General features: G+C 66.0%; 17 protein-coding genes. 6 read left to right on the forward strand and 11 right to left on the reverse strand.

What is annotated here, in order from left to right; all coding sequences use genetic code 11:
- Positions 1–18: 18 nt before the first annotated feature.
- From AC07X4_RS01020 to AC07X4_RS01030, 3 genes are all read right to left on the reverse strand, one after another.
- Entirely contained in the window at positions 19–876 is an 858-nt protein-coding gene (locus tag AC07X4_RS01020; RefSeq protein WP_494738963.1) for a YbgC/FadM family acyl-CoA thioesterase, read from the reverse strand.
- Between the two features lie 8 nt (positions 877–884).
- Complete coding sequence (locus AC07X4_RS01025; RefSeq protein WP_494738964.1) at positions 885–1,847, reverse strand: alpha/beta hydrolase; 963 nt, start codon at positions 1,845–1,847, stop codon at positions 885–887.
- Between the two features lie 61 nt (positions 1,848–1,908).
- On the reverse strand, positions 1,909–2,778 hold the full coding sequence (locus AC07X4_RS01030) for a 2-keto-4-pentenoate hydratase (protein WP_494738965.1): 870 nt from the start codon (positions 2,776–2,778) through the stop codon (positions 1,909–1,911).
- Between the two features lie 96 nt (positions 2,779–2,874).
- Here AC07X4_RS01030 and gbd point away from each other — a divergent pair, with 96 nt between their 5' ends.
- Both gbd and AC07X4_RS01040 read left to right on the forward strand, forming a co-directional pair.
- The gene (gene gbd, locus AC07X4_RS01035; RefSeq protein WP_056063438.1) at positions 2,875–4,011 is read left to right on the forward strand and encodes a 4-hydroxybutyrate dehydrogenase; all 1,137 of its coding nucleotides are present in this window, start codon (positions 2,875–2,877) and stop codon (positions 4,009–4,011) included.
- Positions 4,012–4,278: 267 nt separating this feature from the next.
- Complete coding sequence (locus AC07X4_RS01040) at positions 4,279–7,101, forward strand: EAL domain-containing protein (protein ID WP_494738966.1); 2,823 nt, start codon at positions 4,279–4,281, stop codon at positions 7,099–7,101.
- Between the two features lie 60 nt (positions 7,102–7,161).
- On the opposite strand, the gene AC07X4_RS01045 is transcribed toward AC07X4_RS01040, so the two are convergent.
- The 3 genes from AC07X4_RS01045 to AC07X4_RS01055 all read right to left on the reverse strand — a co-directional run bounded on the left by AC07X4_RS01045 (position 7,162) and on the right by AC07X4_RS01055 (position 11,721).
- Positions 7,162–8,334, reverse strand: a complete 1,173-nt coding sequence (locus tag AC07X4_RS01045; protein WP_494738967.1) for a patatin-like phospholipase family protein — start codon at positions 8,332–8,334, stop codon at positions 7,162–7,164.
- Positions 8,335–8,433: 99 nt separating this feature from the next.
- Positions 8,434–9,264: an HDOD domain-containing protein gene (locus AC07X4_RS01050; protein WP_056063447.1), complete on the reverse strand. Its 831-nt coding sequence runs from the start codon at positions 9,262–9,264 to the stop codon at positions 8,434–8,436.
- An 87-nt stretch (positions 9,265–9,351) separates the two neighbouring features.
- On the reverse strand, positions 9,352–11,721 hold the full coding sequence (locus tag AC07X4_RS01055; RefSeq protein ID WP_436077176.1) for a Tex family protein: 2,370 nt from the start codon (positions 11,719–11,721) through the stop codon (positions 9,352–9,354).
- A gap of 275 nt (positions 11,722–11,996) precedes the next feature.
- On the opposite strand from AC07X4_RS01055, the gene AC07X4_RS01060 reads away from it, so the two are divergent.
- From AC07X4_RS01060 to AC07X4_RS01070, 3 genes are all read left to right on the forward strand, one after another.
- Positions 11,997–12,290, forward strand: coding sequence for a hypothetical protein (locus AC07X4_RS01060; protein WP_056639501.1), 294 nt, complete (start codon positions 11,997–11,999; stop codon positions 12,288–12,290).
- Positions 12,291–12,531: 241 nt separating this feature from the next.
- The gene (locus AC07X4_RS01065) at positions 12,532–12,936 is read left to right on the forward strand and encodes a hypothetical protein (protein WP_494738968.1); all 405 of its coding nucleotides are present in this window, start codon (positions 12,532–12,534) and stop codon (positions 12,934–12,936) included.
- 46 nt (positions 12,937–12,982) lie between these two features.
- Positions 12,983–14,068, forward strand: coding sequence for a DUF72 domain-containing protein (locus AC07X4_RS01070; RefSeq protein ID WP_494738969.1), 1,086 nt, complete (start codon positions 12,983–12,985; stop codon positions 14,066–14,068).
- 18 nt (positions 14,069–14,086) lie between these two features.
- On the opposite strand, the gene AC07X4_RS01075 is transcribed toward AC07X4_RS01070, so the two are convergent.
- The 3 genes from AC07X4_RS01075 to AC07X4_RS01085 form a co-directional block, all read right to left on the reverse strand.
- Positions 14,087–15,112 carry a diguanylate cyclase gene (locus tag AC07X4_RS01075; protein WP_494738970.1) on the reverse strand — a complete coding sequence of 342 codons (1,026 nt, stop codon included), beginning with the start codon at positions 15,110–15,112 and terminating at the stop codon, positions 14,087–14,089.
- Positions 15,113–15,653: 541 nt separating this feature from the next.
- On the reverse strand, positions 15,654–16,103 hold the full coding sequence (locus tag AC07X4_RS01080) for a type II 3-dehydroquinate dehydratase (protein WP_494738971.1): 450 nt from the start codon (positions 16,101–16,103) through the stop codon (positions 15,654–15,656).
- Positions 16,104–16,232: 129 nt separating this feature from the next.
- The gene (locus AC07X4_RS01085) at positions 16,233–17,186 is read right to left on the reverse strand and encodes a TRAP transporter substrate-binding protein (protein WP_494739023.1); all 954 of its coding nucleotides are present in this window, start codon (positions 17,184–17,186) and stop codon (positions 16,233–16,235) included.
- Between the two features lie 243 nt (positions 17,187–17,429).
- On the opposite strand from AC07X4_RS01085, the gene AC07X4_RS01090 reads away from it, so the two are divergent.
- Positions 17,430–18,212 carry an IclR family transcriptional regulator gene (locus AC07X4_RS01090; protein ID WP_056746246.1) on the forward strand — a complete coding sequence of 261 codons (783 nt, stop codon included), beginning with the start codon at positions 17,430–17,432 and terminating at the stop codon, positions 18,210–18,212.
- Between the two features lie 6 nt (positions 18,213–18,218).
- Here the strand turns inward: AC07X4_RS01090 and AC07X4_RS01095 are convergent, their stop codons facing one another.
- Together AC07X4_RS01095 and AC07X4_RS01100 are read right to left on the reverse strand one after the other, a co-directional pair.
- Positions 18,219–18,809, reverse strand: coding sequence for a methylated-DNA--[protein]-cysteine S-methyltransferase (locus tag AC07X4_RS01095; RefSeq protein ID WP_494738972.1), 591 nt, complete (start codon positions 18,807–18,809; stop codon positions 18,219–18,221).
- A gap of 50 nt (positions 18,810–18,859) precedes the next feature.
- Positions 18,860–19,765 carry an SDR family oxidoreductase gene (locus AC07X4_RS01100; RefSeq protein WP_116750020.1) on the reverse strand — a complete coding sequence of 302 codons (906 nt, stop codon included), beginning with the start codon at positions 19,763–19,765 and terminating at the stop codon, positions 18,860–18,862.

Genomic DNA, 19,765 nt, shown 5'->3' on the forward strand with positions numbered 1-19,765 from the left:
CCTTTTAATAGCAAACCATCAAAGCTTGCGGGCCATGGCGATGTGCGCAATGCCCGCCTCTTCGTACGGCTCGCCCACCACCGTGAACCCCGCGCGGCGGTAAAAGCCCTCGGCGCTGCGCTGGGCGTGCAATTGCACTTCGGCATCGCCCCGGGCACGCGCCGCGTCCACCAGCGCATCCAGCAATTGGCGGCCCCACTGCGCACCGCGCACCGACCGGTCCACCGCCATGCGGCCGATGCGGCCCACTCCGGGTGCATGCTGCAGCAGGCGGCCCGCAGCGACGGGCATGCCCAGCCGGTTGTACAGCACAGCGTGGCGCGCCGAAATGTCGTGCCTATCGGCCTCGACCTCGGCCGGAATGCCCTGCTCATGCACAAATACATCGGTGCGTACGCGGCCGGCATCACGGCCCAGAGTGTTCCAGTCGCCGGTGCGCACCTCGGCCATCTCGGCGCCCGCTTCAAAACCTTCAAAGATCGCACGCAGTGCGGGTGGCACCGGGCGCGAGGTCTGCGTGGCTGGGTCGGCAAACACATAGACCAGCTCGGCAGAGATCAGCAAGCGGTCACCACAGAAAATGCCCGCCTTGAACAGGCACGACGAATTGCCGATGCGCGCGCATTGCAGGCCCACATCCAGCGTGTCATCCAGCCGCGCCGAGGCGTGGTACTCCACCGTGGCCTTCTTGACATACATCTCTCCGCCCAGCGCCAGCATGCTCGCCTCGTACGGCAGCGCCAGCGCGCGCCAGTACTCGGACATGGCGGTATCCACGTACATGAGGTAGTGCGCGTTGAACACGATCTTTTGCATGTCCACCTCGGCCCAGCGCACGCGCAGGCGGTGGAAACAACGGAAATCACTGCGTTGCATGGGTTCGTTTACTCCAGGTGAAAAGCCAGCCGCAGCGCACGGGCCGCGTCGGCATGGGCCTTGCGCGCCTCGGGGATGGCGCGGCCCATCTTGATGAATTCGTGGGTCACGCCCCGGTAGATGTCCAGGTCCACGGGCACGCCCGCCAGGCGCAGCTTGTCAGCATAGTCAACGCCTTCGTCCACCAGCGGGTCGCATTCGGCCAGGCCGATCCAGGCGGGCGCAACGCCTTCCACATCCGGCGCCAGCAACGGTGCAAAACGCCAGTCCTCGCGCTCCTCGCGCGTCGTCACATAGTGGCCAAAGAACCAGCTGATGGCAGGCTCCTCCAGCACCAGGCCACGTGCAAAGGTGGCGTGCGAAGGCGTGTCCTGGTGCGCGGCGCAGCCGGGGTAGATCAGCAGCTGCAGCGCCAGAGGCAGGCCTGCATCGCGCGCCAGGATGGCGTTGACGGCAGCCAGGGTGCCGCCTGCGCTGTCACCGCCAACGGCCAGGCGCTGCGGGTCTGCGCCCAGGCCATCGGCGTTGGCAGCGAGCCATTGCAAGGCATCCCACGCATCGTTGCTGGCGGTGGGAAAGCGGTGCTCCGGCGCCAGCCGGTAGTCCAGCGACACCACCATGCAACCCGCCAGACGCGCCAGCTCGCGGCACAGGATGTCGTGCGTGGCGATGTTGCCGATGGTGAAGCCGCCGCCGTGCGTGTACAGCAGCACGGGCAAGCCCTTGTCGGTGCTGGGCGCGTACAGCCGTGCGGGCAGCATGGCACCGTCGCGGGCGGGGATCTGCAGGTCTTCCACCCGCGCCATCGCGGCCTTGGGCACCTCCAGCACGTCGGCGCCCGCCTGGTAGGCGATGCGTGCCTCCTGCGGCGTGCGTGTGTGCAGCGGCGGGTGCCCGGCGCGGGCCATGCGTTCGAGCACGCTGCGCATCTGGGGGGTCAGGCGGGTGTGATGGATGTGCAGGTCGATCAACGGTCGGGGTCTCGGCAGAAAAGACAACGGCCCGCAAGGCGGCGGGCCGATCAGGGGTGGGTTACTTGAAGCTCAGTCGCACGGGTGCTGCGCCGGGCAAGCCGTCGTAGGTAGCCGTCACCGACAAGCCAGCCTTGGGCGGCAGCAATGCAGAGAACGAGCCCAGGCTGATCAGATCGCCCGGCTGCATGGCCAGGCCTTCCTGCGCGAGCGCACCGGCCAGCCACACCACCGCGTTGAGCGGGTGGTCCAGGATGTCGCTGCCTTTGCCGCCACCCAGTCGCGCACCTGCGCCATCGGTCAGCGACACGTTCATGTCGGCCAGGGCCTGGAGCATGGCAAAACGCTCGCCCCGGTACGCCGGCACGGCAATCGGGGCACCCGCCACACCCAGGCGCGCGCCCACGTTGATGGCGGTCACGCCCGCGCCGTTGAGCTTGGGCGGCGCCTGCACCATCAGGTCGGGCAGCTCGATGAAGGGGATGATCTGGTCCACGGCGTCCAGCACGTCCATGGGGGTCTTGGCCTGGTTGATGGCGGCGCTTTTCACGCGCACCAGCATGTCGGCCTCGTACAGGGGGCGGGCACCGAAGGCTGCATCCACCGTGGCGCCACTGGGCAGCACCATGCCCTCGTAGAGCTTGCCCCACACGGGCTTGTCGGTGTTGAAGCGCTTTTGCACGGCGGGGTTGGTCAGGCCCGCCTTGTAGCCAATCACCTTGCCCATGCGCTGGGCCAGCAAGGCGTTGACCTTGCCGCGTGTGCAGGCGCCGTCGGCGTCCGTCAGGTTCTCGGGGTTGGCCGCCGGGGTCTTGGCCACATAGTTGGCCACCAGGTCGGCGGCCTGCGCGTCCGTGAGGCACTGGGCCTGGGCGCTTGTCACAGATGCGACGGCCACCAGGGCCGCCATCAGGGTTTGCTTCGTTTTCAAGGCTGTCTCCTCCTTATAAAGTGGGCTCAGAACCTTTTCAAAGGCTGGCGAGCTATCGTAATCGCTGGCACCTCCATTCACACATTCTGTTGCACCATGGCTTTCATCTACTACGTCACCCAGATCCAGTTTGAATTCGGCGCCGTCCAACTGCTGAAGCAGGAATGCGAGCGCGTGGGCATCACCCGCCCTCTGATCGTGACGGACCCCGGCGTGAAGGCCGCCGGCGTGCTGCAAAAGGCGCTGGACGCGCTGCCCGGCATGACGGTGGCCGTGTTTGACCAGACCCCTTCCAACCCCACCGAAGCCGCTGTGCGCGCCGCCGTGGACATGTACAAGGCCCAGGGCTGCGACGGGCTGATCGCCGTGGGCGGGGGCTCCGCCATCGACTGCGCCAAGGGCATCGCGATTGCGGCCACGCACGAGGGGCCGCTGACGCACTACGCCACCATCGAAGGCGGCTCGCCGCGCATCACCGACCGCGCCGCGCCGCTGATCGCCGTGCCCACCACCAGCGGCACGGGCAGCGAGGTGGCGCGCGGCGCCATCATCATCGTGGACGACCACCGCAAGCTCGGCTTCCACTCATGGAACCTGGTGCCCAAGACCGCCATCTGCGACCCCGAACTCACCCTCGGCCTGCCCCCCATGCTCACAGCAGCCACGGGCATGGACGCGATTGCGCACTGCATGGAAACCTTCATGTCCGCCGCGTTCAACCCGCCCGCTGACGGCATTGCGCTGGACGGCCTCACGCGCGGCTGGGCGAACATCGAGCAGGCCACCAAGAATGGCAGCGACCGCGATGCGCGCCTGCACATGATGAGCGCCAGCATGCAGGGCGCCATGGCCTTCCAGAAGGGCCTGGGCGCCGTGCACTCGCTCAGCCACAGCCTGGGCGGAGTGAACCCACGCCTGCACCACGGCACGCTCAATGCCATGTTTTTGCCCGCCGTAGTGCGCTTCAACGCACAGGCCGAATCGGTGCAGAAGGAAAAGCGCCTGGAGCGCATGGCCCACGCCATGGGCCTGGCCAGCGCAGGCGACATTCCCGAGGCCATCCGCGACATGAACGCCCGCCTGGGCCTGCCGACGGGCCTGGCCGCCATGGGCGTGAACGAGGCGATGTTCGACGACATCATCAAGGGCGCGATGGCCGACCATTGCCACAAGACCAACCCGCGCATCGCCACCCCCGAGGAATACCGCGACATGCTGGCCCAGTCGCTCTGAACCCAGCCGCCTCACCCGCGGTACCACCGCCGCGCACCTGAGCGCGGCGGCACATGGAGGGGAGCCAGCGCGTGCCCGTGCACTTGTCAGGCGCGCATTGCGCGTGCGGGCAGCTCCGCAGTTTTACAAAACGTCACACATCAGCAACACCGCGCCGGTAGCGCGATGCAAAACCGCGCTCACAACTTCTCACAAGATAGACTCGCCGCTGTCAACAATTAATTAACCATTCATTACCACTGGGGTTGTGGGGGAGGACCACCGTCAATGCGCACCGGAAATCTCACCACCTGGCTTCTGCGGGGCACCTACCCCCGGCTGTATGTGTCCATCGTGGCGATCATCCTGCTGGTCACTGGGGTGCGCTACCACTACCTGCTGACCGCAGAAATCGACGAAGCCCTGCAGCAAGGCTCTACCGAACTGCGGCGCGCCAGCGATCCTTTGCAGCTGCGCCTGGCCGCCTTGCCCGCGCCCGATGCCGACACCGTGACCCGTATCCTGACCGAGGGGTTGGCGCAGGCAGCGCCGGCAGTGGCGTCCATCAAATGGCAGGCCGCCGACCAGCCCGCCATTGAGGTCACCGCCCTCCCCTACCCCGCCAATGCTCCGAAATGGTTTACCGATTGGCTGGACCTCTCCGCCCCTGTGCAGCAGTCCGGCCTCGCGCTGGCAGACGGCACATCGGGCCGACTGACGGTGACGGCCCACCCGCAGCCCCTGGCGGACCAGGTGTGGGCCACGGTGCTGGTACAGGCACGCATCTCGGCACTCAACATCTTCACCATCTTCTTTCTGCTGACGCTGCTGCTGCGGGCCAATGCCCGCATGCTGCAGCGCCTGGCCCAGGCCACCGACGCGTTTCGCCAAGGCTATCTGAGCACGCGCATGGAGGTCACCGGCACGCTGGAGTCCCGTGCCATGGCCGAGACCTTCAACGACATGGCGGGCAAGGTGCAGTCCCTGGTGCTGTCCTTGCATGAAACACAGCGCCAGCAAAGCGAGCAACTGCACTTCACCCGCCAGCTGATCGATGCCCTGCCCCTGCCCGTGTTTGTGCGCCATGCCGACGGCACCTACCTGGACGCCAACCGCGCATGGCAGCGCCTGTTCCAGTCGCAGCCAGGTGCTGACGGCGTTTCAGGGGCCAGCCTGCCGGCCGAACTGGCCCCGGAACGGTCGGCCCGCATCGCCAGCGCGCACGACAACGAGATCCGCATCCGCCCCCCCCACCAGCCCCCGCTGGACATGGCCTACTACGAAGCGCCCTTCACCAGCACCAACGGCGAACTGGCTGGCACCATCGGCACGCTGGTGGACGTGACCGAGCGCAAGCGCGCCCAGGAAGCCCTGCGCGCTGAAAAGGAACGTGCCGAGGTCACCCTCGCCTCCATCGGCGACGGGGTCATCACCACCGACCTGGGCGGGCGCATCGAGACCATCAATGAGGCCGCACAGCTCATGACCGGGTTCACGGCCGACCAGGCGCTGGGCCGGCAGCTGGACGACGTGTTTCGTCTGTACGAAGAGCCCGCCAGCCGCACCGCCAGCGCGGCCGCCGAACGCGACACCCAGCCGGGTGGGCTGCAGCAGGCGACCTACGAGGTGCTGATCCACCGCTCGGGCGAGCGCTACGCTATCGAATACACGGCAGCCGCCATCCGCGAAGGCAGCGGCCACGCGGCGGGCTGCGTGCTGGTGTTCCGCGACGTGACCGAAACACGCAACCTGCGCCACCAGATCTCGTGGCACGCCCGCCACGACGCGCTCACCGGTCTGTACAACCGTGCGGCCCTCGCCGAAAAGCTCACACACGCCCTGTTTGTGGCCCGCAACAAGCAGCTGCTGCTGGCGGTGTGCATGCTGGACCTGGACCACTTTCAGGCCGTGAACGACACCTTTGGCCAGCGCGTGGGCGACCGTCTGCTCAAGGAAGTGGCGCGGCGCCTGGGCGCGTTCATCACGGCCCACGAAGCCGTAGCCCGCATGGGCGGCGACGAGTTTGTGCTGCTGCTGGGCGAACAGCCTGATGTGCCTGCCATCGAGGCGCGCCTGGCCGTGCTGATGCAGCAACTGGCCGCGCCCTATGCGATTGACGACCGCCTGGTGAACATCACCGTCAGCATTGGCGTGGCCGTGTTTCCGCAAGACGACGCCAACCCCGACACCCTGCTGCGCCATGCCGACCAGGCCATGTGCCAGGCCAAGAGCTTCGGGCGCAACCAGCTGCACGTGTTCGACGTGCAGCACGACCACGCCGTACAGACCCAGCACACCCGCCAGACCCGGGTGGCCCGCGCACTGCACGCGGGCGAACTGGTGCTGCACTACCAGCCCAAGGTCAACCTGCGCACGGGAGAGATCATCGGGCTCGAAGCCCTGTTGCGCTGGCAACACCCGCAGGAGGGGCTGCTGGGCCCGCAGCACGTGCTGCCGCTGGTGGAGGACACGGACCTGCAGGTCGAACTGGGCGAATGGGTGCTGCGCCAGGCCCTGGCGCAGATGCGGGTGTGGAGCGATGCGGGCATGGGTTGGGAGGTCAGCGTCAACATCGCAGCGCCCCACTTTCACCGGCCCAACTTTGTACAGCGACTCAAGGACATCCTGCACACCTGCCCCGAGGTGTCTCCCTCGCGGCTGGAGCTGGAGATCCTGGAATCCGCCGCGCTCGAAGACATGCAGTACATGCGCCGCATGATGCAAAGCTGCCAGGCCCTGGGCGTGCGTTTTGCGCTGGACGACTTCGGCACCGGCTTTTCGTCCCTGTCCTACCTCAAGCGCCTGCCCGCCGAGACGATCAAGATCGACCAGTCCTTCGTGCGCGGCATCCTGGAGGACGGCGACGACCTTACCCTGGTCAAAGCCATCGTGGCGCTGGCGGCTGCATTCCACCGCCATGTGGTGGCCGAAGGCGTCGAAACCGCCGAGCACTGCGCCAAGCTGCTGGAGCTGGGCTGCGAGCGCGCGCAAGGTTATGGCATTGCCCGGCCCATGCCTGCGGCCGACGTGCTGCCTTGGGCCCGGGACCACGCTGCACGCCATGCTGCCCGGGCGGTGCAAGAGGCGGCACGTCGCCCTGCTTCGACCTGAGAAACCTGCGGCCAGCGCAGGAGACCCAATGAGCCCCAGAGGCGCGTCTGCCCTGGCGGCCTACAGCGGCTGCACCGCACCCATGTCAGGCCGCTCCAGCCACTCGCGCCACTCGTCCACCAGCTGCTGGCTGGCACGCGTGGCCGCGAGCCACGCCTGGGCCCGGGCACGGCTGTCCGTGCCGTAGTGGGTGAAGTCGTTGCGGTCGGGCAGCTTGGCATTGGGCAAGCGCCGCACCCAGTCCGGGTCGGGCGACAGCACCACCATGTTGTCAAGCGCCGACGTGGCCTTGTGGCGCCACTTCAGCCCCTTGTCCAGCCAGCCCGGCACCACGCGGTGCTGGAAGTGGGGGTAGAGCACGAGGCCGCCAGCACCCGCGCGCAGCGGCTCGGCCGCAGTTTTTGAGCCTTTTCCGCTGGGAGCGCTAGTGCTTATTGCCTGAGCAGCTATCAATTCAGAAGCACCACCGCTCGGCAGGCCATAGGCAAGATGCAGGTGGTAGTCGGTGATGCCGCCGTCCCAGTACGCGCCCCGCGGGGCGCCCGGGATGTTGTGAACGGCCTGCAAGACAAACGGGATCGAGCAGCTGGCCTGCAGCGCCTGCATGAAATTGTCTGCGTTCAGCCCCACCTGCCGGGTGCGGTAGTCGGTCGTGGCAAAAGGCAGTGCCGCACCCGACGAGGAAAACACCACCCGCTCCAGCCAGGCCCCCATCGCCTTGCGGTGCACGGTGTTGGTCACAAACGCCCCCAGATACCCCAGCGGCGTGCCCAGCGCATGCTCACGCCCCAGCACATGGCGGCCCCGGGACGTGACGATGTGCAGGCGGTAGCGGGGGTGGCTGAGCACTTCCTGCACCCGCCCGCCGTAGAAGGCCTCCAGGTTCTGGCCGAACCGCTCGCTCACATGGGCGGCCGTGGGGCGCTTTTTTCCGGGTGGCAGCTCGTAGTCCTGGTGGATGTAGTCGTGCTCCAGCCGCTCAAAAGCCGCCACCGATTGCTGCAGGCAGGCCGTGGCCATGCGCCACGCGCCAATTGAGGCGCCCACCAGGTGCACGGGCTGATCGGAGCGCGGCAGCCACTCCCCAAAAATGAACCGGTCCATCGGTCCCAGGATCAGTCCCTTGGGACCGCCAGCTGCTGCCGGGATTACGCCCACGTCAGCGGGCCGCAGGCCCTGTTGTTCCAGGTGTTGGCGGGCGCGGGGGCCAGCATGGATGCGCAGTGCTTTCATGGCGCTGATTGTCGCAAACCGCTGCGGTGAGACGGCCCCCATGGACATCGGCCGGTGGCTGCCCCTCCATGCCACCCCCGCTACGCTGGCGCAGGGCAACTAGACGATGAAGTCCGCCGCCGCATCCGGTCGGGCGGTCCAGTCGATGGGGTCTTGCTGCAGCACCATGTCGATGTCGAGCCCCAGGGCCAGCCCCACTTCGCCAGGGAAGGACACGGCCAGCTCTTTTTCGTTCAGCTCCGCCTCGCGGGCGCGGGCGCGCCAGGCAGCCAGGTGGATGACGCCCGCCAGGGGTTCGTAGACCTTGTTGTCAAACGGTGCGTGTTGGTGCTGCAGGGCGTCAATCACCACCTCGGGCAGTTGCCAGCGGCGCGCGCAGCCCGCCGTGACCTGGCCGTAGCTGTAGCCAAAGATGCGTTGCTCGATCTTGTCGCGGCGCAGGTCAAACGGGGCTACCAGGGTGTTGACCGACTGGGCCTTCTCGGGGTCCGCCAGATGGATCACCAGCTCGCCCAAGGCGTGCAGCAAACCGGCGGTATAGGCCGCGATCTGGTTGTGGTGGACGATGCCAGCGAGCGACCGCGCGAGCTTGGCCGTGTTGAGGCTGTAGCGCCAGAACTGCTGCATGTTCACCCCGGGCACCGAGCGCGACGTGGTGCCCAGCGGCGCCGACGTGACCAACGTGCGCAGCTGTGCGGTGCCCAGCAGCGCCAGCGCCTCGGGGATGCCCGCGATCTGCCCGGGCAGCTGGAAGGTGGGGGAATTGGCCAGTTCCAGCAAACGCGCCGCGAGGGCCGGATCGGTGCCAAACAACTGGTTCAGGCGCCGCAAGCTGGGTTCGTTCTGGGCCAGCTCGCTCATCAGCAGCGCCACGGCGCGCGGAAGGCTGGGCAGTGCCACAGGTTGGGCCAGCAGTGCGTTCAACTCCATGGGGTACGGCGCCGGTGGTTGGTTCAGGTGCTGGCGATTATGGGCCCCTGCACGGCCAAAAAACCACCGGCGGCACAGCCGGCTGCGTCAGCGGCCTTTGGCCTGTTGCAACTTCGCAAATGCGGACGCCATGGCCGACTGCTGCACAGGCTCGGGCCCACGGCGCTGGGGTTGCGCGTAGCCACGGCCTGCGCCCTCAAAGCGGTTGTCACGGGGTGCGCCCCGGTCGCCGCCCTGGCGCGGTGGCGCGGCGTCCAGCTTCATCGACAGGCCGATGCGCTTGCGCTCCACGTCCACCTCCATGACCTTGACCTTGACGATGTCGCCGGTCTTGACCACCTCGCGCGCATCGTTCACAAACTTGTGCGCCAGCTGGCTCACATGCACCAGGCCGTCCTGGTGCACGCCCAGGTCGATGAAAGCGCCAAACTGGGCCACGTTGCTCACCGTGCCCTCCAAGATCATGCCTTCCTTGAGGTCCTTGATGTCTTCCACGCCGTCGTTGAAGCGCGCCACCTTGAAGTCGGGGCGCGGGTCGCGGCCGGGCTTCTCCAGCTCGGCCAGGATGTCCTTGACAGTGATCACGCCAAACTTCTCGTTGGCAAACAGCTCGGGCTTGAGGGTCTTGAGCATGTCGGCACGGCCCATGATCTCGGCCACCGGCTTGCCAGTCTTTTCCATGATCTGCTCGACCACCGGGTAGGTCTCGGGGTGCACCCCCGTCATGTCCAGCGGGTTGTCACCACCGCGAATGCGCAAGAAGCCCGCGCTCTGCTCAAAGGTCTTGGCACCCAGACCGGCCACATCCATGAGCTGCTTGCGGCTCTTGAACGCGCCATTGGCCTCGCGCCAGCGCACCACGGCCTTGGCCACACTGCCCGACAAGCCCGACACGCGGCTGAGCAGCGGCACGCTGGCCGTGTTCAGGTCCACACCCACCGAGTTCACGCAGTCCTCCACCACCGTGCCCAAGGTGCGGGCCAGCTCGCTCTGGTTCACGTCGTGCTGGTACTGGCCCACGCCGATGCTCTTGGGGTCGATCTTCACCAGCTCGGCCAGCGGGTCTTGCAGGCGTCGGGCGATGGAGGCCGCACCGCGCAGGCTCACGTCCACATCGGGCATTTCTTGCGACGCATATTCGCTGGCGGAATACACCGAAGCCCCCGCCTCGCTCACCACCACCTTCTCGATGGCGCGGTCGGCCTTGGCGGCCATCTTGATGAGGTCAGCGGCCAGCTTGTCGGTCTCGCGGCTGGCTGTGCCGTTGCCAATGGCGATCAGGTTCACGCCGTGTTTTTCCACTAGCTTGGCCAGGGTGAACAGCGAGCCATCCCAGTCGCGCTTGGGCTCATGCGGGTACACGGTGGCCGTCTCCACCAGCTTGCCCGTGGCATCCACCACGGCCACCTTCACGCCTGTACGGATGCCTGGGTCCAGCCCCATCACCACGCGCGGGCCGGCCGGTGCGGCCAGCAGCAGGTCACGCAGGTTGTCGGCAAACACCTTGATGGCGACCTTCTCGGCCTCATCGCGCAGGCGGGCGAACAGGTCGCGTTCGGTCGAGAGGCTGAGCTTCACGCGCCAGGTCCAAGCCACGCACTTGCGGATCAAGTCATCGGCCTTGCGGCCCTGGTGGCTCCAGCCCAGGTGCAGGGCGATCTTGCCTTCGGCGATGCTGGGCTTGCCGGGTTCGGGCTCCACCGGCAATACCAGCTTGGCTTCCAGAATTTCGAGTCCGCGCCCGCGAAACACAGCCAGCGCGCGGTGCGAGGGCACGCGGCCGATGGGTTCGTCGTAGTCGAAGTAGTCGCGGAACTTGGAGACCTCGGGGTCGTTCTCGTTCTTGCTGTCCACCTTCTTGCTGCGCAGCAGGCCTTCGGCCCACAGCCACTCACGCAGGTTCTGCACCAGCGCCGGGTCTTCGGCCCAGCGCTCGCTGAGGATGTCGCGCACACCATCGAGCACAGCGGGCACGGTAGAGAAATCGGCACCGGGCTTGCCGTCATCCAGCACTTCGGGTGGCTTGGTGAACGCCGCAGCTTCGACGGCGGGGTCCAGTGTGGGGTCAGCAAACAGCTTGTCGGCCAGCGGTTCGATGCCGAACTCGCGGGCGATCTGGCCCTTGGTGCGGCGCTTTTGCTTGAACGGCAGGTAGATGTCTTCCAGCTCCTGCTTGGTCGGGGCGGCCGCAATGGCGGCACGCAGTGCATCGGTGAGTTTGCCCTGCTCGTCAATCGCCTTGAGCACGGCCACACGGCGGTCTTCCAGCTCGCGCAGATAGGACAGGCGCGCCTCCAGTTCGCGCAGCTGAATGTCGTCCAGCCCGCCCGTCACTTCCTTGCGATAGCGCGCAATGAAGGGCACCGTGGCACCGCCATCCAGCAGCTCCACCGCTGCGCGCACCTGTTGTTCACTGACTTTGATTTCTGCGGCCAACTGCCGAACGATCTGCTGCATGGGTGGGGCGGACTCTCTGAGACTCGGTCAAACAAAAAAGCGAAGCGCGCGAGTTTGCCACAGGCGGTTTGGCAGCCCGGCGACGGGTGGGCGGATTGTTCTCAATACTGGAACAGTTAGTTTGCGACTGGGTGGTTTTTCCCTGAACACCATCGGCGTACAGTTCATCCCATCGATGAGCCGAACCCGCAAGGCGACTCACCGAACCCGGTTCAGAAATGGTTTTTGACCCGGCTTTTTTGAGACGCTTTTTTTAGCTTTGAAGGATTTTCATCATGAACAAGACTGCCCGTTTCCTCTCCGTCGCCGCTGTTGCCGCTTTCGCCGCTTTTGGCGCCCATGCCGACGAAGCCGATGGCTCGCAATTTGCCCTGAAGTTCGACACGAACCGCACCCGCGCTGAAGTGGCTGCAGAAGCTGTTGTCGAAGCCCGCACCCACAACATGGAACCCGCAGGCTCGCGTGTGGTGACCTACAAGTCCACCGCTGACCGCGCTGCCGTGCGTGCACAGGCTGCCGAAGCCGTGCGCACCGGCCAGATCCCTTCGGGCGAATTCAGCGCCATGTAATTTGGCAGACCAACTGCTGAGATTGGTTTGAAGCAGTTGCGGGACTTCCCAGGGTGGTGGCACTTCGCGCGGTGCGGGTGCTGCTGCCATGGGGAGTGTTAACTGAACCGCAGGGGCGGGCAGGCAAAAAGGGCTCCTTTTGGGAGCCCTTTTTGTTGTTGGGCCGCATGGACTTGCGGGTGGCCACAGGCTCGGCACGGTCAGCCCTTCATAGAATGAAGGACTGTTCGCACGCCGCTTCATGTCCCTCCCACCTTTCCCCATCCGTACCGAATGCCCCCCTGGCACCTGCGTGTGCGACCGGGAGGCGTTGCTGCAAGCACCGGGGGGAGATCTGCGCATCCTGATGCTCACGCGCAGCGAAGAAAAGAAGATGCTGGAGCGCCTGGAGAACCTGGGCAGTCTTGCCGACCTGCGCAGGATGCAGGAGCGCATGGAGCAGCAACTGGGCATCTGCCTGTCCATCACCCAAAGCCCGAACGAGGTGCGCAGCCTGCGGGGCATTGCGATCCTGGTGCACGAACAGCCGGGCCTGTGCCGCAAGACACGGCAGGCCATCCCGGCTGCCATCAAGAAAAGCATGGACACCCATCCCCAGATCACGTTTGACCTGCTGGACGAGAGCGGGCTGTTTGGCAGCTCGTAGCGCAACCTACCCCGCCGTACCGCACCAAGCCGCACCACCGCAGCGCATGCAAGACGATCTTTTTGGCGACACGCTGCCCAAGCCCCCGTCGGCAGACGTGCCGGCCAACGGGCCATCCAATCCATCCACCACGCAAGGCGCTGAGTCCACTGCACGGCGTACCCGGTCCAGCACAGTCGCTCCGATCGTTCCCGACGATGCGCTGACGGCCCTCGCCGCCGCCCTGCCCCGCCAGTTGCGCCTGGGCACTTCGTCATGGACCTACCCTGGCTGGAAAGGCCTGGTGTGGGAGGGCGAGCATTCCGACACGCAGCTGTCCAAACAGGGGCTGGCCGTGTACGCCCAGCACCCGCTAATGCGCACGGTGAGCATCGACCGCAGCTTCTACCGGCCACTCACGGTGAGCCAATACGAGCGCTATGCGTCGCAAGTGCCCGACGACTTCCGGTTTGTGGTCAAGGCGCCCAGCGTGGTGACGGATGCACTGGTACGCAGCGAAGACGGAAGCGGCCGCCAGCCCAACCCGGCGTTCCTCAGCCCCGAGCTGGCCCGCAGCGAATGTGTGGAGCCGGCGCTCCAGGGCCTGGGCCACAAGCTGGGCGCGCTGGTATTCCAGCTCAGCCCCCTGCCGCTGGCGCAGCTCGATCGCATGCCCGCCTTGCTGGATCGCCTGCGTGCCATGCTGCTGGCCCTGCCCCCGCTGGCACCACTGGCGCCCGATGGGGTGATTGCCGTGGAGGTGCGCGACCCCGAGTGGCTGACGCCCGACTTTGCGGCCGTGCTGCGTGAAGCGGGCGCCACCTATTGCCTGGGGCTGCATGCCAAGATGCCGCAGCTCCACGACCAACTGCCCCTGCTGCGTGCTCTGTGGCCTGGCCCGCTGGTGTGCCGCTGGAACCTGAACCCTGTGCACGGCCCCTACGGCTACGAAGAGGCCGAGCGGATGTACGAACCCTACGACCGCCTGCACCACCCCGACCTGGACACCCGGGCGGCACTGGCCGCAGTGATCGCAGGCATCACCGGCCGTGGACAGAACGCCTTCGTGACCATCAGCAACCATGCCGAAGGCTGTGCACCGCTCACGGTGCGGGGCGTGGCGGAAGAATTCGCTCGGCTGGCGGCCAGGTAAAACCCGACCCACCCCGCTTTATTGCTCCGGCGCCTGCTCGATGCGGTTGCGGCCGCCTTGCTTGGCACGGTACATCGCGCGGTCCGCGCGGCGTACCAGCTCTTCGGCCAACTGCTCGCGCTGTGGCGCCATGGTGGCCACGCCGAAGCTCACCGTCACGATGCCCCACGGCGCACCCTCGTGCGGCAAGGCCAGCGCCTGGATGGCTTGCTGGATGTGCTGGGCCATCTCCAGGGCGACCCGGGCATCGGCGCCGGGCAGCAGCACCACAAACTCCTCGCCGCCAAAGCGCGCCACCAGGTCACCGTCGCGCCGTCCCCCGGTCTGTGCCAGCGTCAGGGCCAGGGATTTCAGGCAGGCATCGCCCGCCAGATGGCCGTAGTGGTCATTGAAGTGCTTGAACACGTCAACGTCCAGCATGATCAGCGACAGCGGTCCGTGGGCCCGTTGTGCGCGAGCCCATTCATGGGCCAAGGCCTGGTCAAAATGGCGGCGGTTGGCGATACCGGTCAGGCCGTCGGTGTTGCTGAGCAGCTGCAGCTGGTTGTTGGCCTGGGCCAGTGCCTGGGTGCGCTCATCCACCAATGTCTGCAGCTCCTGGTTGCGCTGCTGCAGGCGGCTGACGGGGTACACCTCGCCGTCTCGGGCCAGTCCATACGGGATGGAGATGCTGCTGTGCGCAATCTTCCAGTCATCGCCCTCTTGCCGGAAGACGAGCACCAAACGGGCGGTCTCGCTGGCAAACAGCGGGTCGGGGTTGGGCAGGTGGATGTGGAAAAACGCGGTCACGGCCAGCACATCGGCGCCCAGTTCCTGCGGGAACAGGTCCAGCACCTCGATGCCGATGCGCCCGGGCACCTGCGCAAAGTCGGTCTGCGTGATGTCCACCCATTCGCTGCGGGTTTTGATGAGCTTGTCGCTGCTGCCCGCAAAGCCGCTGAAGTTCTCGCTGAAGCGATCCACAAGCCGGGCATCGCGCCCGGCATACATCTCGATGTACTCGTCGAACAGCATGCGGATGAGCCGTTGGCGTTCTGGTGACATGCGACGGTTCCTCAGCGAAGACAGTGACGTTCGGAAAACAGTCCAGCAAATGGAGCTCACTGCAGCGGATACTACGGACAAATGTAACACTCGCAACCGCCACCTTGAGGCCTGCTAGCGCTGCACCTGACAGGTCTTTATGCGCTGCCAGACGGTGATGGAGAGGTGCTGCGTCCAGACTGGGGCACTGTCCTGTCCACCCTGCAAAAGCTGGCGCCATGCTTTTGCGGTCTTTGGCAGACACACCGGCGCGGCGCCAGTGCTGAGAGGTGCTCGCCCCGCGCCGCGCGGTGTCGCCATCTGGCGGCGCATATGGGCCGCAAGCAAAGACCGTTCGCGCAGGGCAAGGTCTGGGCAGCATCGGGGCCCACGGGCGCAGTTGAATAAAGCAATCCAAGCAATCGCCAGCGGCCGATTTGCCTAAAAACCGCCGGGCAACCGCCGCTCGGTACCAGCGTGGCAAAAGTCAGCGCCGGTCCATCACTGGACTACAACTTTTCAGAGGACACGCTGAACGCCCATCACCATGCGCGCACACCGCTCAGGCAACCTGGGCGGCCTCGCGCAGGCTGTCCACCAGCGCCCGCAGCCCGGCCAGGTAGGAGTGGGGACCGAAGCCCTGCACCGTGGCCTTGACGGCGGGCGAGATGATGGAATGCGCGCGCCAGGCCTCGCGCGCGGCGATGTTGGACATGTGCACTTCGATCACCGGGAAAGGCATGGCCTTGATGGCGTCGTGCAGCGGCACGCCGTGCTGCGTGAGGCCCGCAGGATTCACGAGTGCGCCCTGCGCTGCATCGATGTTCGCGTGCAGAAAGTCGATGAGCGCGCCCTCATGGTTGGACTGCACGATGTCGAGCTCCACACCCAGCTCTGCAGCGAGCTTGAGCAAACGATCGTTGATCTGGGCCAGCGTGGTGGTGCCGTAGATATGGGGTTCGCGGCGCCCGAACAGGTTGAGGTTGGGGCCGTGGAGGATGAGGATTTTCATGGGGTGTTGAGGGTTGGGAGCGGCTGACAAAGCTCAGCGAAGCGGTTCTGGCTAGGCGCTGCGTTGCAGGCAGTGCGAATAGCACGACAAGACGCAGCAACGACGCCAGAAGAGTTTTGCCAGGCGCTCTTACTTGCGGATGCGGGCGAGTTCGTCGTTGTAGAGCTTCACGATCGCCGGGTCATAGGTGGCCGCGAACTTCTCGATCACGGGCTTGGCGATCTGTTGCATGCGGGCCAGCTCGGAAGGCGTGATCTCGTTGTACGCCATGCCTTTGGCCTGCAGGTCACCCACCGAACGCTGCGCTGCAGCGCGGCTCACCTGGCGCTGGTAGCCACGCGACTCGTTGGCGGCGTCGTGCATCATCTTCTGCTCAGCGGGCGTGAGCTGGTCCCAGAACTTCTTGCTCACCAGCACGATGTTGGCGGCGTACACGTGGTTGGTGGCGCTCACGTACTTCTGCACCTCGAACATCTTGTTCGACAGGATCACGGCATAGGGGTTCTCCTGGCCGTCCACGGCCTTGGCTTCCAGCGCGCCGTACAGCTCGGCAAACGGCATGGGCACGGGGTTGGCCTTGAAGGCCTTGAAGGTCTCCAGGAACACCGGGTTGGGGATCACGCGCAGCTTGAGTCCATCAAAATCATCGGCCTTGGTGATGGGGCGCCTGCTGTTGGTCACGTTGCGAAAACCGAGGTCCCAGTAGCCCAGGGCCACCAGGCCCTTCTCGGGCAATCGGGCGATCAGCGCCTGGCCCAGGGGGCCATCGAGCAGCGCATCGGCCTGCGCAAAGTTGGCCACAGAAAAGGGAAAGTCCACCAACCCGAATTCCTTGACGATGCCGGCCAGCGAGGTGGTCGCCGGGGCCGACATCTGCTGCACACCGCCCTGCAGCGCCGACTGCTGCTGCATCTCGTTGCCCAGCTGCGAGGCGGGGAACTCCATCACCTTCATCTTGCCGCCGCTCTTGGCCGCCAGCAGTTCGCCAAAACGCTTGACGCCAAAGCTCACGGGGTGGTCGGCATTGTTCAGGTGCCCGAAGCGGATCACGCGCTCCTGCTGCGCGGCGGCGGGCAGCGCCATCAAGAAGGACAGGCCAGCGGCCGCCAGAAGGCAAGCAGTTTTTTTCACAGGGACTTCTCCAACAAAAAGAGACCAGCAATGGGCACACCAGGCCCGGAGTGCATCGGGAACTGCATCGTATGAATAAAGTGGAAACTGTTTCCACAGTAGAAACCCTTTAACAATTTTTGATACATTGCGCCCGAAGAACCAGCGCTTGGGTATCCTGGAAAAACCGGTTCACGATCACGAAGAGCCCCCGCCATGAGCAGCATCCTTGAACGCAGTTTCAAAGTCCTGGAGCATCTTGCACCGCACCCGGAAGGCAAGGCCCTGTCGAGCCTGGCCTCCGAACTGGACATGCCACTGAGCGCCACGCACCGCCTGTTGGCCGAGTTGATCCGTTGCGGCTACGTGCGGCAGGACCAGAGCCAGGGCAACTACATGCTCACCATCAAGCTGGTGTCGCTGGGCCTGGGCTATCTGAGCGCCACGGGCGTGGTGGACATTGCCCAGCCCCTGCTGGACCGGCTGGCCGCCGAATCTGGCGAGCTGGTGCGTCTGGCCGTGGTGGATGGCGACGCGCTGACCTTTGTGGCCAAGGCGCAAGGGGCCGTGCGCGGCCTGCGCTACGACCCGGACATGGGCCTGTCGGTCAACCTGTCGTGCAGCTCGGCCGGCCATGCCTGGCTGTCCACGATGAGCGATGAAGAGGCCCTGGCCCTGGTAGCGCGCCAGGGCTTTGGCAAACCCGAGGACTACGGCCCCAACGCCCCCACCACCGTGAAGGCCCTGCTGGCCTACCTGCGCACCGCACGGCAGCAGGGCTTCAGCACCATCGTCGAGGTGTTTGCTCCGGCCATGACGGCCATGGCCGCACCCATCCGGCAAGGCAATGGCCCGGTGATCGGGGTGGTGACCATTGCGGGCCCACTGGTGCGCCTGACGCCCGAGCGCATGCAGGCCCTGGGCCCTGCCCTGCTGAACACCACGCACGAGCTGGCCATGGCCAGCGCGGGGTCGCCCCTGCTCAAAAAGCGCGGCTGAACCCCTTCAGCCCCTGGGTGCAAACAGCGCCAGGGTCTCGTGCGCAAACGCGCCCTCGATCTCCAGCATGCGCATCTTGGTGGTGGCGCCGCCACCGGCCGAAAAACCGCCTGTCTTGCCGTTTGCAGCCAGGATACGGTGGCACGGCACCACAGGCGCAAACGGGTTGTGGCCCAACGCCTGACCCACGGCACGCGCAGCACCCGGCTCGCCCAATGCGGCAGCCATCTCGCCATAGGTCATGGTTTTGCCGGGTGGAATGTGGCGGGCCAGCTCGTACACGCGGGCGTGGAAGGGAGGCACGGGGTCGAGCGCCAGGGGCACGTCACGCAGGTCGTCCTGCGCACCTTCAAGCAGGGCCACCACGCGTGCTGCCCAGGCTGCCACATCGGGTGGCATCGCACCTTCGGCAAGCTGCGGAAACCGGCGCTGCATGCGGGCACGCGTTGCCACCTCGCCCGCGTCTTCCGGCAACTGCACCCCCACCAGCAGCGCCCCCCGCCATGCAATGCCGCAGTGGCCAATGGCCGTGGGGAACAGCGCATAGCCGCCTGTGGGGCGGTGCGCCGTGTCGTTGGCGTGCAGCTCTGCGGCCATTTGCTACTCTTTGAATAGCATTCAGGACATGTAAATCAAGCGCCTCTGGCTTAATCAGCCCTCAGCGCTGCCCGCAACTGTGCACCCAACTCGGGCTTGGCGGCAAACGGGTCGGTGGGGTTGCGGCCCATCATCACGTCTTCCATGCGCGTCTGCACCGAGGCCAGGGCCTTGGGGTGGCTGTAGATGTAGAACTGGCCCTGGGCGGCGGCGTCGAAGACCTTTTGCGCGACCTCGGAAGCAGTCACCTTGCCACTGCCCACGGCCTTGTCGCTCATGGCCTGGCCGATGAGCTGGCTCTTGGTGGGCTTTTCGGCAGGCAGGTCGCCGGGGCGGTTGCGGTGGCTTTGATTGATGCCGGTGGGCACGAAGAACGGGCACAACACGCTGGCGCCGATCTGGTCAGTGACCAGCGACAAATCCTGGTACAGCGTCTCCGACAGGCTGACCACTGCGTGCTTGCTCACGTTGTAGATGCCCATGTTGGGCGCTGCCAGCAGGCCCGCCATGCTGGCGGTGTTGATGATGTGCCCGCGCCAAGTGGGGTCGGCCTTGGCCGCTGCCAACATCATGGGGGTGAACAGGCGCACGCCGTGCACCACACCCCACAGGTTCACGCCCAGCACCCACTCCCAGTCCTTGACCGAGTTTTCCCACACCAGGCCGCCCGCGCCCACGCCTGCGTTGTTGAACACCAGGTGCGGTGCGCCAAAGCGTTGCTGCACGTCGGCGGCGAGTTGCTCCATTTGGGCGGCGTTCGACACGTCCACCTTGCGCGCCAGCACCTGGGCGCCTGCGGCCTGCATCTCGGCCGTTGCAGCGTCGAGCGCGTCCTGCTGCACATCGACCAGCACCAGGTTCATGCCCAGGCGGGCGCCAATGCGCGCGCATTCCAGGCCAAAGCCCGAGCCTGCGCCGGTGAGGACGGCGGTTTTGCCAGCAAAGTTGTCGATCAT

It is taken from the genome of Acidovorax sp. GW460-11-11-14-LB4 (assembly GCF_059423685.1).